This window comes from Gulosibacter macacae (genome assembly GCF_003865375.1).
GTDB lineage: Bacteria > Actinomycetota > Actinomycetes > Actinomycetales > Microbacteriaceae > Gulosibacter > Gulosibacter macacae.
Genome location: NZ_RQVS01000009.1, coordinates 112,710 through 124,017 on the forward strand (window position 1 = coordinate 112,710; position 11,308 = coordinate 124,017).

The 11,308-nt window shown below is 62.5% G+C and carries 21 protein-coding genes; 18 read left to right on the top strand and 3 right to left on the bottom strand.

All coding sequences use genetic code 11. The features are described from left to right. The first annotated feature begins 115 nt into the window (after nt 1-115). From EG850_RS13570 to EG850_RS08975, 14 genes are all read left to right on the top strand, one after another. Nucleotides 116-793, top strand: a complete 678-nt coding sequence (locus tag EG850_RS13570; protein WP_124972651.1) for an antibiotic biosynthesis monooxygenase — start codon at nt 116-118, stop codon at nt 791-793. A gap of 35 nt (nt 794-828) precedes the next feature. Then, nucleotides 829-969: a hypothetical protein gene (locus EG850_RS13285; protein ID WP_185715008.1), complete on the top strand. Its 141-nt coding sequence runs from the start codon at nt 829-831 to the stop codon at nt 967-969. Nucleotides 970-1,157: 188 nt separating this feature from the next. Beyond that, entirely contained in the window at nt 1,158-2,162 is a 1,005-nt protein-coding gene (locus EG850_RS08920; protein ID WP_124972653.1) for a DUF368 domain-containing protein, read from the top strand. Between the two features lie 31 nt (nt 2,163-2,193). Beyond that, entirely contained in the window at nt 2,194-2,448 is a 255-nt protein-coding gene (locus EG850_RS08925; RefSeq protein ID WP_124972655.1) for a hypothetical protein, read from the top strand. Continuing rightward, nucleotides 2,441-2,845: a type II toxin-antitoxin system VapC family toxin gene (locus EG850_RS08930; RefSeq protein ID WP_235829265.1), complete on the top strand. Its 405-nt coding sequence runs from the start codon at nt 2,441-2,443 to the stop codon at nt 2,843-2,845. The genes EG850_RS08925 and EG850_RS08930 overlap by 8 nt, the downstream gene beginning before the upstream one ends. Nucleotides 2,846-2,915: 70 nt before the next feature. After that, on the top strand, nt 2,916-3,440 hold the full coding sequence (locus tag EG850_RS08935) for a dihydrofolate reductase family protein (protein ID WP_124972657.1): 525 nt from the start codon (nt 2,916-2,918) through the stop codon (nt 3,438-3,440). A 143-nt stretch (nt 3,441-3,583) separates the two neighbouring features. After that, nucleotides 3,584-3,946, top strand: a complete 363-nt coding sequence (locus EG850_RS08940; RefSeq protein WP_124972659.1) for a GNAT family N-acetyltransferase — start codon at nt 3,584-3,586, stop codon at nt 3,944-3,946. An 8-nt stretch (nt 3,947-3,954) separates the two neighbouring features. Further along, on the top strand, nt 3,955-4,422 hold the full coding sequence (locus EG850_RS08945; RefSeq protein WP_124972661.1) for a carboxymuconolactone decarboxylase family protein: 468 nt from the start codon (nt 3,955-3,957) through the stop codon (nt 4,420-4,422). A 30-nt stretch (nt 4,423-4,452) separates the two neighbouring features. After that, nucleotides 4,453-4,818, top strand: coding sequence for a VOC family protein (locus EG850_RS08950; protein WP_328588380.1), 366 nt, complete (start codon nt 4,453-4,455; stop codon nt 4,816-4,818). 77 nt (nt 4,819-4,895) lie between these two features. Further along, nucleotides 4,896-5,759, top strand: a complete 864-nt coding sequence (locus tag EG850_RS08955) for a CPBP family intramembrane glutamic endopeptidase (protein WP_124972663.1) — start codon at nt 4,896-4,898, stop codon at nt 5,757-5,759. Between the two features lie 55 nt (nt 5,760-5,814). Beyond that, nucleotides 5,815-6,360, top strand: coding sequence for a hypothetical protein (locus tag EG850_RS08960; protein ID WP_124972665.1), 546 nt, complete (start codon nt 5,815-5,817; stop codon nt 6,358-6,360). A gap of 40 nt (nt 6,361-6,400) precedes the next feature. Further along, nucleotides 6,401-7,285: a Dyp-type peroxidase gene (locus EG850_RS08965; RefSeq protein WP_124972667.1), complete on the top strand. Its 885-nt coding sequence runs from the start codon at nt 6,401-6,403 to the stop codon at nt 7,283-7,285. Nucleotides 7,286-7,359: 74 nt separating this feature from the next. Continuing rightward, a complete protein-coding gene (locus tag EG850_RS08970; protein WP_124972669.1) occupies nt 7,360-7,620 on the top strand; it encodes a hypothetical protein in 261 nt (86 codons plus the stop codon). Between the two features lie 13 nt (nt 7,621-7,633). Continuing rightward, a complete protein-coding gene (locus EG850_RS08975) occupies nt 7,634-8,224 on the top strand; it encodes a heavy metal-binding domain-containing protein (RefSeq protein ID WP_124972671.1) in 591 nt (196 codons plus the stop codon). Nucleotides 8,225-8,227: 3 nt separating this feature from the next. On the opposite strand, the gene EG850_RS08980 is transcribed toward EG850_RS08975, so the two are convergent. After that, on the bottom strand, nt 8,228-8,902 hold the full coding sequence (locus tag EG850_RS08980) for a suppressor of fused domain protein (protein ID WP_185715009.1): 675 nt from the start codon (nt 8,900-8,902) through the stop codon (nt 8,228-8,230). Nucleotides 8,903-8,966: 64 nt separating this feature from the next. Here EG850_RS08980 and EG850_RS08985 point away from each other — a divergent pair, with 64 nt between their 5' ends. From EG850_RS08985 to EG850_RS08995, 3 genes are read left to right on the top strand one after another with little or no spacing between them, the layout of a single operon-like run. Continuing rightward, nucleotides 8,967-9,302, top strand: a complete 336-nt coding sequence (locus EG850_RS08985; protein ID WP_124972698.1) for a YnfA family protein — start codon at nt 8,967-8,969, stop codon at nt 9,300-9,302. Between the two features lie 52 nt (nt 9,303-9,354). Beyond that, on the top strand, nt 9,355-9,918 hold the full coding sequence (locus EG850_RS08990; RefSeq protein WP_124972674.1) for a pyridoxine/pyridoxamine 5'-phosphate oxidase: 564 nt from the start codon (nt 9,355-9,357) through the stop codon (nt 9,916-9,918). Between the two features lie 9 nt (nt 9,919-9,927). After that, nucleotides 9,928-10,149, top strand: a complete 222-nt coding sequence (locus EG850_RS08995) for a hypothetical protein (protein ID WP_124972676.1) — start codon at nt 9,928-9,930, stop codon at nt 10,147-10,149. A 6-nt stretch (nt 10,150-10,155) separates the two neighbouring features. Here EG850_RS08995 and EG850_RS09000 read toward each other — a convergent pair whose 3' ends face one another. After that, the gene (locus tag EG850_RS09000; protein ID WP_124972678.1) at nt 10,156-10,575 is read right to left on the bottom strand and encodes a hypothetical protein; all 420 of its coding nucleotides are present in this window, start codon (nt 10,573-10,575) and stop codon (nt 10,156-10,158) included. Nucleotides 10,576-10,685: 110 nt separating this feature from the next. Between EG850_RS09000 and EG850_RS09005 the strand changes: the two genes are divergently transcribed. Then, nucleotides 10,686-11,051: a hypothetical protein gene (locus tag EG850_RS09005; protein ID WP_124972680.1), complete on the top strand. Its 366-nt coding sequence runs from the start codon at nt 10,686-10,688 to the stop codon at nt 11,049-11,051. On the opposite strand, the gene EG850_RS09010 is transcribed toward EG850_RS09005, so the two are convergent. Beyond that, nucleotides 11,048-11,308 (bottom strand): FCD domain-containing protein (locus EG850_RS09010; RefSeq protein WP_124972682.1); only part of this gene is annotated, 261 nt, incomplete at its 5' end. The two genes, EG850_RS09005 and EG850_RS09010, sit on opposite strands and share 4 nt — an antisense overlap.

Consider the following 11,308-nt stretch of genomic DNA (forward strand, 5'->3'; position numbering starts at 1 on the left):
GAGGCGGCTGTCGATGAGTTCATCCACAGTGACTTTGCCGCGTTTGAACAGCGTGAGTGGGTGTAACGAGTCGCATCACTGGTCGCGAAGCGACCGCGCGTAGTACGTTGGCGCCGTGAACCTGGCACATGACGACGACCTGATTGCGGTAGCCACTGAGCTCGCTGCGCGTTTGCGTCACGGCGATACGCACACGGTTGCAGCGGCCGCAGTCGATCGGCAGGGTCGCATCCATTCGGGCGTGAACGTCTACCACTTCACCGGTGGTCCCTGCGCAGAACTCGTTGTGCTCGGTGCGGCGGCTGCGGCACAGGCAGATGCGCTGGTGACGATGGTCGCGGTGGGGAATGGCGGTCGTGGTGTGATTTCCCCGTGTGGTCGCTGTCGTCAGGTGCTGCTTGATCTGCATCCGGATATTCACGTCATCGTGCCGGGCGCGCAGGGGCCCCAGTCGGTGCCAATCGCGAGCCTCTTGCCCTATGCCTACTTGCAGGCCGAACAGATGCCAGAAGTCGTGCTCGCCGGGGTGCTCGTGTGTCGCTCTGAGGCCGAAGCTGCAATCGTGCGGGCTCATCTTCCTCGGCACATCGAACTCACCCATGCCGAAGCCGGGTGTCTCGAGTTCTCGGTAGTGCCCGGTGCCTCCGCCCTCGAGTGGTTGGTCACTGAACGCTTCGTCAATGAGGATGCGTTCCGCGCCCACCAAGAACGAGTGGCAACCAGCGAGTGGGGCCGCGCCACGGCGGGAATTGAGCGTCGCTACGAGGTCACGGGGCTCTCGACTACGGCGTGATGTCGCGGTATCACTTACGTGAAGGGGGAATCGCGATGACTGCAGATATCCATGAGATGCCTGATGAGCCGTCTTTGGAGACAGGAACAGTTGTCGCGGACACCGCCTGGGACTGGTTGAAAGAAACACTCGCAGACCTCGGTGACGATGGCGTGATGGCCTCAGCGTGGCGTTAATAGATTCGCTGTTTGAAATGTCGATCACTCGGTCGACCGGCTTCAATTACGCGAAGCATGTCGTGAACTCGGTGGCGACTACCGAATGATTCCTGCGTAGGCGTGGAAGGCCAACAAGGCTGTCCGTGAAGGCGCCGCGTAGGCTCGATCGTTGACCGCAAGTTCAGACCGCATCACGAGAGCCAAGCATGACGCCATCCGACCGCCAGTACGCATCCAAATCTGAGTCAGAGCGCGCCCCTCGGCCACGGTACCTCGTGCCGCTCGACTTGGTTCGCGGCGGTCTCATCGGCACCGCCGAGCTCGTGCCCGGCGTCTCGGGTGGCACAGTTGCGCTCGTCACCGGCGTCTACGACCAGCTCATCGACTCGGCCGACCACGTCGTTCAAGCCGGTCGCAAGCTACTGTTTGGCCCCGATCGGTGGCGTTCGGCGCTCGCGGAACTGCGCCGCACAGATTGGTGGCTCATCGTTCCGGTGCTCATTGGCATGGCCACGGCAGTCCTCACACTCGCCGGCGTGATGAAGGGATTCGTCACTGACGAACCCGAACTCTCGCGGGGCCTGTTCTTCGGGCTCGTCGCCGCGAGCGTGATCGTGCCGCTTCGGATGCTGCCCGCTCGGAAGGAAGGCCGGGCACCGTTCGTAGAGTGGCTGATGTTCGGCGGCGCCATCGTTGCCGCGTTCGTGCTCACGAGCTTCGCAGGCGGGCAGTCGGTTGAGGATCCGGCACTACCACTGGTGTTTCTGGCCGCAGCGATCGCCATCTGTGCGCTCGTGATTCCGGGCATCTCGGGGTCGTTCTTCCTCCTTGCTGTCGGGCTTTACGCGCCCACGCTCACTGCGGTCGACGAGCGAAACCTGCCGTACATCGGCACCTTCCTCCTTGGTGCGATCGCCGGCCTTGCCGCATTCGTCAAGGTGCTGCACCACCTCTTGCACAACCACCGACGGTCAACGCTCATCGTCATGGCGGGGCTCATGATCGGCTCGCTGCGGGCACTCTGGCCCTGGCAATCAACCGAGGCTGAGGGAGCTGGAACGCTCCTCGCACCGACCGATCCGGTTTGGGGCCCGATCGGGCTGGCCGTGCTCGGTGCGGTTGTCGTCATCACGCTCATCCTCGTCGAGGAGCGATTGAAGGCTGGGCCCTCGCAGCATCGCGATGTCGAGCCTGACTCGACGTTCTCGTGACTGGCGTAGCACGCGGTGCTACGCTTCAGTTGTGACTGAAATCGTGAGCCAACGCGAGTTGCGCAATGAGAGCGGTCGCATCATGAGCGAACTCGATGCGGGCCGTTCCTTCATCGTGACTCGTAATTCGGTTCCGGTCGGTGAACTGCTCCCACTTCGCCGTGCGCGTCTTGTCGATGCAAGGCTCGTAGCTGAGATGTTCCGTGCTGCGCCTCGCGTCGATGGTGCACGATTCCGGCATGATCTTGATGTGTCGGTCGACCAAAATACCGAGCCTCGTGCCTAACCGACTCGCGGCCGGACTCCTCGACACATCGGTAGTCATTGATCTCGACATCATCGACGCCGAGCTACTCCCACTCACTGTCGGTGTTTCGGCGATCACCATGGCTGAGCTTGGCGCCGGACCAGCTGCTACCACCGACCCAGCCGAGCGTGCCCGGCGCCAAGACCGCCTACAGCGCGCCGAGGCAGCGTTCGAAGCGATTCCTTTCGGTAGCGAGGCTGCGCGCGCCTACACGAGGGTCTATGCCGCCGTAGTTGCAACTGGGCGCCAACCTCGAAGCCGCTTCGCCGACCTGCTCATTGCGGCGACAGCCATGGCTGAAGAGCTGCCCCTGATCACTCGAAACCCAAACGACTTTCAAGGCCTTGATGATCTGGTTCGAGTTGTCGCGGTCTGAGCCAGGGGGTACATCCAACGACAGCTATCGAGTCACTCGTCGAACTGGCAGGCTCACCTAGGCTCGCGACATGACTGTGCACTTCTACACGGCAACAAGCCTCGACGGGTTCATCGCGACGACCGACCACTCCCTCGACTGGCTCTTCAAGCAAGATTTCGATCCGGCCGGTCCGATGAACTACACCGAGTTCTTAGCGGACATGGGCGCACTCGTGATGGGAGCATCCACGTACCAATGGCTTCGGGATGCGGAACCGACGTGGCCGTACGAAGTGCCGACGATCGTCATGACACATCGAGATCTCGAGGCGTCAGCAGAGGCTGACGTGAAGTTTCGGCAGGGAGATGTTCGCGAGATTCACGCTGACCTCGTTGCCGCAGCCGGCGACAAAGACATCTGGATCGTTGGCGGTGGCGACATTGCCGGACAATTTGCCGACGCGGGTCTCCTTGACGAAATCTGGGTGCAATTCGCCCCGGTCACGCTCGGCGCAGGGCAACCACTGCTGCCGCGAGCACTCGACCTTGAACTCATCGAACTTGCCCAGAACCGAGCATTCGTGTGTGCGCACTATCGGGTGGTGAAGCAGTAGCGCGTCGACCACCAGCCGACGAAGACTCACGGAATCAATACCGGCCTGCGTTGTTATCGTCAGTGCGCCATGAACAATTGTTCACCCGCGCATCCACGTCGCGTTGGCCGCATTCGGCCACCAACTTCGAAGGAGCAATCTCAATGAGCCACGCACTTCAGGATTCGGGCGGCGCGCCCGTCACCGTCGAACTCGACGAGGCCGGCAAGGCCTACGTCATCAAGGTCGAGGGCGGCGAAGTCGCTGGCCGCGCGCACTTCGTGGCAGGGCCTACCGAAGGCGAGCGCATTTTCTATCACACCGAAGTCGATGCAGCATTCGGTGGACGCGGGCTGTCGAAGGTGCTCGTCGCCGAGGCACTCGCCGACTCACGCGAACGCGGCGTCACCGTCGTGCCGCTCTGCCCGCTCTTTGTGCGCAAGCTCGCGCAGACTGGCGACGACTACGTCGCCGAGGGCGGCAAGTACCGCAAGGCAACCACCACCGACATCGGGCTTGTGAGCTAACGCCGCACATGAACGACAACCGACCCTTCATCGACAAGTCGCAACCCGAGGTCTACCGAGCGATGGTGCGCACGGCGCAAGCTTCGCGCGCAGCAGCCAACGAGGCGGGCCTCACCGACGCACTCATCGAACTCGTGAACACCCGTGTTTCGCAAATCAATGGCTGCCGCACCTGCCTCGGCATCCACGCCCCAGCCGCGCGCAAGGCGGGCGTTGACCCCGTCAAGATCGACGTGCTCGCGGCTTGGTACGAAGCCGAGGTTTTCGATGCGCAAGAGCGTGCAGCACTCCGCCTCGCAGAATCGCTCACGGTGATTGACAAGACGGCCGACCGCGACGCGATTGCGGCCGAGGTCGGCGAGCACTTCACGAGCGAGCAGATCGGCGCACTCGAATGGTCGATTGTGCTGATCAACTCGTTCAACCGCATCTCGATCGCGAGCGATCACCCGGTCATCGGCGCCAAGCGCGCCTAATGCCCAAGCGTGAGTGCCAGGATGAAAGACATGGCACGCATCCTGCGCTTTGACCACATCGGCATCACTGTTGCCGACCTCGACCTCGTGACCGAGTTCTTCACCGCACTCGGATGCGAGGTCGAAGGCCGCGCGACCGTGCAAGGCGAATTCATCGACACGGTCTGCGGCATCTCCGATGCACACTGCGAGATCGTCATGCTGCAACCACCGGGCGGTGGAACGAGTCTCGAGCTCGCGAAGTTCGTGCATCCGGATGCGACGCCAGGCTCGCCGACGGCCATGGCGAACGAACTCGGGCTACGCAATGTCGCCTTCGAAGTTGATGATCTCGACGCGGCTGTCGCATGGGCCGCAGGGGAGGGTTACGGACTCGTCGGAGGCATCGGTGAGTAGGAGGATGCGTGGCGCATGGCCTATGTGCGCGGGCCGGAGAGCCTCATTGTGTCGCTCGCCGAACGCGTGCGTGAATTATGAGCCGCGAAGTAGGGGAACGGCTCACCGAGTATCTGCAATTGCCGCGCACCCGCCGCGGCGACTACGGCTGGGGCCGGGTGGTCGCCGCGCTCGTATTGCTCACGGTTGGCTGCGCGGCCATCGTTGGCGGTGTCGGCACTGCGCTGGCGCTCGCGAGCACCGCCGACGGCTCGCCACCGCCGGTCGTCGGCATCCTGCAGGTCGGCGTAATCGGCCTCTGGGTCGCCATCGTCTGGCTCGTCGCCTGCACACTCTTTGGGATGCGCTTCGGCGACCTGGTCTCGTGGCGTTCCCGAGTGCGCTGGCGGCTACTTGGCATTTCGACGGCTATCTCGGTACTGGGACTCGGTGCTTACACGCTTGCGCTCGCGGCGATCAACGGTTCCTCGCTCGTGCCGCTCACCGGCGCTATTTGGCTTGCAATACTCGTGGCGCTCATCCTGGTGCCAATTCAGGCGGCCGCAGAAGAACTGCTTTTTCGCGCGTTCGTGCCCCAAATCATCCTCGCTAAGACGGGCGTCAACGCGGTGAAATACGTCGTCGTCGCGGTCATCTCGAGCGTGGTGTTCGCTTCGCTCCACGGGGCTGGAAGCATCGGCGGGCTCATCATGTTTGCCCTGTTCGGCGTGGTGTTTGCGACGCTCGTGTACTTCACCGCCGGCGTCGAAGCCGCGATCGCATTGCATGCGGTCAACAACCTGCTCGTCATCGTCGGCGGCATGCTCACCGGCCGCGAGGCAAAACCGGGCGAAGTCGACAACGCGCTATCGCCCGCGACGTTCGCGCAACTCGGCGTGATGATCGCAATTGCGGTGGTCATCGCGTTCATCGAACGGCGCCGCACAGGCACACCTCGCTAGGGTTCGGCGAGAAGCGGCGCATCGAGGGTGATGTGTCGAGGCAGGAGATGTGGCAATGCTGACCGAGTTCATTCGAGACCACGCCTTCACCGCTGCGTGGTTCGGGCTCATGACCGGAGTCTGGCTCGGCTGGGCCCAGGAAGATCCGCCACAGCGTTGGCGACCCTGGCTCGGTGCGGGCTCGGTGATTGGCCTCGCTATCGCCGGTGCGTTTGGCTACAGCGTTGTGCGAAATTGGGCGACCGCCAGTGCCCTCGAGGGGAAGTATCAGTGGTTTGGCGTGCTCGTTGCGGCCGAGGTGGTGGCCGCAGGCATCGGCTGCTTGCTCCTCGCGCGCCGTGGCCAGGGACGCTGGATGGCGTGGTGGGTGGCGATTGTCGTTGCGCTCCACTTCATTCCGCTCGCGTTCATGCTCGAGGATGCTTCGCACGCGGTGCTCGGGCTCGTGCAATTGGTGCTGCTCGCGCTCATTTACCCGCGACTTCGCAGGGAATCCCGCACCACGAGTGCTTGGACCGGCGCGGTGATGGGTGGCGCGCTGCTGCTGTTCGCGGTGATCTCCGCAGTGATGTTCTTTGTGCGTCACGGCACCCCCTGGTGACGCCGGATCGCCTCACAACTCTGGCGAATATCGTGGGCACATGGCTGACTTCGTGCTCCCGCAACCCGGACTCTTCGCGCTCGGCACCCCGGTGCAGACCTTCCTTGAGTTTGATCTGATTGAGCCTGCCGCGGCCGATGCGCAATTGCTCACTTCGATCAACTCGCTCGTATCGGGCATCAAAACCGGCCAAGGATGCAACGTGTCTATTGGCGTGCGCCCGAGTCTGTGGGCGCGCGAGCGCCCGGATGCGAGCCCCACCGGCGTGCACGACTTCGCCGAACCGGTGACTGGCGACGACGGTTTCAGCATGCCCGCCACCCAGCACGATTTGGTGGTGTGGGTCGCCGGGGGCCGTCCCGATGCGGTATTCGACGAGGGGCACCACGCGGTCGTAGCGCTCGCCGAAGTCGCCCGGCTTGCCCACGAGAACAAGGGCTGGAACTACCACGGCAATATCGACCTCACCGGGTTCATCGATGGCACCGAGAACCCAACCATCGCCGACGCCGCCCACACCTGTCTCGTGCCGGAAGGCCCAGGGCGCGGCTCGTCGGTGCTGCTCTTGCAGGAGTGGCGGCACAATCTCGCGGCCTGGGATGCGGCGGGTGTCGAGACGCAGGAGCGAGCCATTGGCCGCACCAAGCGCGACAACGTCGAACTCGATCCGAAGCCCGCTGGCGCACACAACGCGCGCACTGATCAGGATGTCGTCGGCAAGATCCTGCGCAAGAACATCCCGATCGGCGGGGTCTCCGACCCAGGAACGCTCTTCATCGGACTCTGTGCCGACCAGCGCATCCTGCACACCATGCTCGAGCGCATGGCTGGGCAGGGTGGTGAGCCGCGTGACGACCTCACTCGGTACACAACCGCGAACACCGGCGCGTACTACGTGCTGCCTGCGGCGGAAGCGTTCGTCTAGTCTGCACGGTCGAGGCCCGTACGCGGCTCGATAGGATGACGGGTGTTTGGTCGGGCACACGGATGGGAGGCGGCATGCGACTCATTCGATGCACGCGCTGCGGCGGCACACAATTTCACGAGACGGCCACCGAAATGGAATGCCACTGGTGCCGGGCTCGATACCTCAAGGAGTCGCCGGAAGCCGCGAGGCCAGCATCCGTTGTCGACCTCAGTGGTGACGTTGAAGCGCTGCTCCGCAAATGCGAGACCGACCCGGCGAATCGTGCCCGCTATGCGAGCCTCGTGCTCGATATCGACCCGACCAATGTGCGAGCGCTGTCGTATCTGCGCTGAGTGAGAGAAGACGATGAAGACACAAGACATTGCGGTGGCCAACGGGTTCGACACCAACACGCTCGAGCTGTGGATCAAGCAGGCCGGAGTGCCGCATAAGGTCGGCTTCTTCAGTAGTGACATGGAAATCGACGACATGCACGTGCCCTCGGTCGTCGCGCAGTTCCGTACCTACCTCGAGCAAACCGCGCGCGACCGACATGCGGCAGCCATTGCTGAGGATGAGAAGCGTCGCACCATGGCGAGCATGCTCATCACCTCGGGCTTCAACTTCGACGGCTACACGATCACGCGGTACTCGGGCTATATCTCGGGCGATGATGCGATGTCGCTTGACCGTCCACGCCATGGATGGTTTGGCGGCGTCGACAGTGACGTGGCCTCCGGGCTCATGCGCTCGCTCGTGCAGATTCGCCGCAATGCCCTCGCCGAACTCAAAGAAGCGGCCTATGCACTCGGCTGTAACGCGGTGATCGGTGTCGACTTTGACTACATCACCCTCGACCCAGAAACGCGCAATAACCAGGGCGGCACGCTCTACCTGCCGTTCCTGTTCGCGGTGACCGCGAATGGCAATGCGGTCGTGATCGAGAAGAACAAGTAGCCGCTACGGCACATACGACTTCGTGCGCGCGAGGTCGGTGATCAGTCGTGGATTGTCGACCGCCATCCGCGCGAGCAGCTCTTGGGCGCGGGGCGGTGCCCCATCGCGGCCTTCAGCGGCAATCCAATTGAGTTCGTCTTGCATGAGGCCGACGAATTGGAGGAACTCAAGGCGGCCATGCAGTGTGTCGATGCCGCTCATCACCGTATCGGCGACGAACACGCCGCTGTTGATGAGGGACCCCTCGGCGAACGGATTTCCGGTGCCACCCACGACTTCGAACGGCGCGAACCAAATACCTCGACTGTTCGTGTACTCGGCTGCTGAGCTGAGCACATTTGTGGCCCAGAGCGATGCGAAAGGATCGTCGGTGCGAATCTGCATCGTCATCTCGTAACCCCAACCACTGTGTTCGAGTCCGAAGTAGTCCTCGTGCGCGTACAAGTCAGACATGCCAAACGTGACGAGGTGCTGGACGTCGTCAGCGGCCTTGTAGAAGCTATAGCCATCGATGAATTGGGTGCCGCCAAGGCTTGCTCGATCGGCAAAATCTGTGGCGAAATGAGTCGGTTCGACACCCGGATATTGCGTTGCGAACGCGGCTTCAATGGCATCCCAACCGGGCGCCCAATCGTCTTCGGCCTCTGCGCGGGCAATGTACTCGTCGCGTGACATCATGCGCCTATCTTGACGTGCCACCTTGAAACATCGCGGCATGACCGCGCATGCCATCATCAATTACATGGATGCTCTGCGCTCAATCGTGCTGTTCGTACTCGTTGCGATCGCGGAGATCGGTGGGGCGTGGCTGGTTTGGCAAGGCATTCGCGAAGAGCGGGGCCTGGTCTGGGTCGGTGGCGGCGTCATTGCGCTCGGCCTCTACGGTTTGATTGCAACGCTCCAGCCGGAAGCAAACTTTGGCCGCATCCTTGCCGCGTACGGCGGAGTATTCGTCGCCGGATCGCTCGCCTGGGGCATGGTGGTCGATGGGTTTCGGCCCGATCGCTGGGATGTGATCGGCGCAATCATCTGTCTCGTCGGCGTTTCCGTGATCATGTACGCACCGCGAAGCTCGTAGTGGGCAGCCGGTGTGCCACGAAACTCGGATGCGGCACGCCTAGAGTGCGAACATGGCTGACCATCTGCGTGAACTGCTTCGGGCTCTGCCCGGTTTTCCTCCTGAGCTGCCGGTGCTTGATCCGACGGATGTGCCAGACGACCCGATGGCGCTGTTTCGCGAGTGGTTGGATGCGGCGATCGCCTCGGGTGCGCGTCAGCCGCACGCGTTTGACTTGCTGACGCTGAACGCCGAGGGTGCACCGGTGGGCCGGGTGCTCATCATCAAGGCCATCGACGAACGCGGGATTCACTTCTCTACCCACGCGAGTTCACGCAAGGGTGGGCAACTCGAGGACGAGAATCGTGCATCCATGCTCTTTTTCTGGCGCGAATCGGGACGGACGGTGCGTATCTCGGGCTTTGCCACGCCGCTGAGTGACGAAGAGTCGCAACGTGATTGGGAGCAGCGCCCGACGTATGACGGGGCGCCGAACCTGGACTGGCGCGTCTATGCGCTAGACCCGAGTGAGTTTGAGTTCATGCAGGCCCGCGAGGACCGCCAGCATGTGCGCCTTGAGTATCAGCGCGAGGTTGACGGGTGGCAGCACGGTCTCGTGGCGACACCGGCTGGCTAGGCTCGACGCATGACGTTCAACGCCGAACCGTTCACCTACCGCATTGCGAAGTCAGGCGATGTGCACATCTCCCGCGAAGGGCGACTTGTCGTCATGGTTCGAGGAAACGCCGCCGCGAAGCTCGCGGCTGCGCTCGGCAATGGGGATGAGTCAGACCAGCAACTCCTCGCCCGTGCCACCGGCAACTACAAGCGTGGCAATGAGCGCCTGGCCGGGTCGAAGCGGCGCTAAGGGGTCCTAGGCCGCCTCAACCAGTCGCAGGGGTAGCTCTGTTACCCCGCGCGGCGAGGCAGAGAAGAAGCCAACAAGCTCGATGTTGTGCTTGGCAAGCTCGCGTTGCGCGACTTCGAGCCACACCTGAGCCAGCAAGCGGATAATCGGGCGTGCGGAGCTGATCGCCACGATCACCCGCGGAATGGGAACCTGCCGCAGGGTGCGGAATACGTGACTGCGGCGATCTTTCTCACAGTGCCAGGGCATGTCACTGATGACGATCGGCGGCGGCACGATGCGATTTTCCTCATCGACGAGCAAGAACAGGATGGAGTCGCTCAGCCGTTCATTCAAGCCAAGAAACAGGTCAACGGCGTCAGCCGCGAGGCCAGGGGTAGTGATCGGGAGTTCGGTCCAGTTTTCGGGGAGGTCGCGATAAGTCATGCCCGAATAATGACGTTGACAGCGGAAATCCGCCCGGGCTCACCGTGGGTCTGTGGATGAATCGAAATTCGCGCACCTGTGGTCAAACTTGCGGAACCTAAGCTGTGGGCATGCTTATTTCCGAGGCCGAGAGTATTGCCCATGACCTGCACTCATTTGATGAAACTGAGACCGCGCAATGGGTGCTTGATTGCAGCGAAGAAGAGCTGGTTCGGGTGTGTTCGGTGGCGGATTGGTTGCTCTACAACGGACCGAAATCCCCTTCGGGGAACAGCATGATGATCTTGAAAGCGCTCGCGCTGGCCGCCGTGTATGTGCACGAGGGCGAGCCGCGAGAGCTCCGGCGAAAGCGTCGCCGCATCCTGGAAGAACCAAAGCTCCAGGGTGGCCGGTTGCCGAATTGGGAACTCCAACGCAGCCTGCCGAAGGACTACGGCGTCGGTGACAATGCCCGGGAGTTTTGGCAGACCGACTAGCGTGAGCTGGGCGTATCGAACGACTGAGCGAGTTGTTCGCCAGCGTTAACGATGTGCTCCTGCATCGCAGCGCGAGCCTCATCGACATCGTGGGCCGACATGGCCGCGAGAATGCGCGAATGGTCATGCGCGGATTCGCCCGACCAGCCCTCAATCGACGGATAGTACGAGCGGGGCACGTAATGCGACACGATCGACAGGATGCGGTTGAGCTTTGGTGGCTCTTCGCAGTTGAGGGTGTAGCTGGGGTCCGCGGG

Coding starts and splice junctions, on each gene's coding strand:
- EG850_RS08965 (WP_124972667.1), top strand. CDS start 6,401: ATGGCTGACTTCGTGCTCCCGCAACCCGGACTCTTCGCGCTCGGCACC.
- EG850_RS08995 (WP_124972676.1), top strand. CDS start 9,928: ATGACGTTCAACGCCGAACCGTTCACCTACCGCATTGCGAAGTCAGGC.
- EG850_RS08975 (WP_124972671.1), top strand. CDS start 7,634: ATGAAGACACAAGACATTGCGGTGGCCAACGGGTTCGACACCAACACG.
- EG850_RS08990 (WP_124972674.1), top strand. CDS start 9,355: ATGGCTGACCATCTGCGTGAACTGCTTCGGGCTCTGCCCGGTTTTCCT.
- EG850_RS08920 (WP_124972653.1), top strand. CDS start 1,158: ATGACGCCATCCGACCGCCAGTACGCATCCAAATCTGAGTCAGAGCGC.
- EG850_RS08945 (WP_124972661.1), top strand. CDS start 3,955: ATGAACGACAACCGACCCTTCATCGACAAGTCGCAACCCGAGGTCTAC.
- EG850_RS08970 (WP_124972669.1), top strand. CDS start 7,360: ATGCGACTCATTCGATGCACGCGCTGCGGCGGCACACAATTTCACGAG.
- EG850_RS08985 (WP_124972698.1), top strand. CDS start 8,967: ATGGATGCTCTGCGCTCAATCGTGCTGTTCGTACTCGTTGCGATCGCG.
- EG850_RS08980 (WP_185715009.1), bottom strand. CDS start 8,902: ATGATGTCACGCGACGAGTACATTGCCCGCGCAGAGGCCGAAGACGAT.
- EG850_RS08940 (WP_124972659.1), top strand. CDS start 3,584: ATGAGCCACGCACTTCAGGATTCGGGCGGCGCGCCCGTCACCGTCGAA.
- EG850_RS09005 (WP_124972680.1), top strand. CDS start 10,686: ATGCTTATTTCCGAGGCCGAGAGTATTGCCCATGACCTGCACTCATTT.
- EG850_RS08950 (WP_328588380.1), top strand. CDS start 4,453: ATGGCACGCATCCTGCGCTTTGACCACATCGGCATCACTGTTGCCGAC.
- EG850_RS13285 (WP_185715008.1), top strand. CDS start 829: ATGACTGCAGATATCCATGAGATGCCTGATGAGCCGTCTTTGGAGACA.
- EG850_RS08960 (WP_124972665.1), top strand. CDS start 5,815: ATGCTGACCGAGTTCATTCGAGACCACGCCTTCACCGCTGCGTGGTTC.
- EG850_RS08935 (WP_124972657.1), top strand. CDS start 2,916: ATGACTGTGCACTTCTACACGGCAACAAGCCTCGACGGGTTCATCGCG.
- EG850_RS08955 (WP_124972663.1), top strand. CDS start 4,896: ATGAGCCGCGAAGTAGGGGAACGGCTCACCGAGTATCTGCAATTGCCG.
- EG850_RS09000 (WP_124972678.1), bottom strand. CDS start 10,575: ATGACTTATCGCGACCTCCCCGAAAACTGGACCGAACTCCCGATCACT.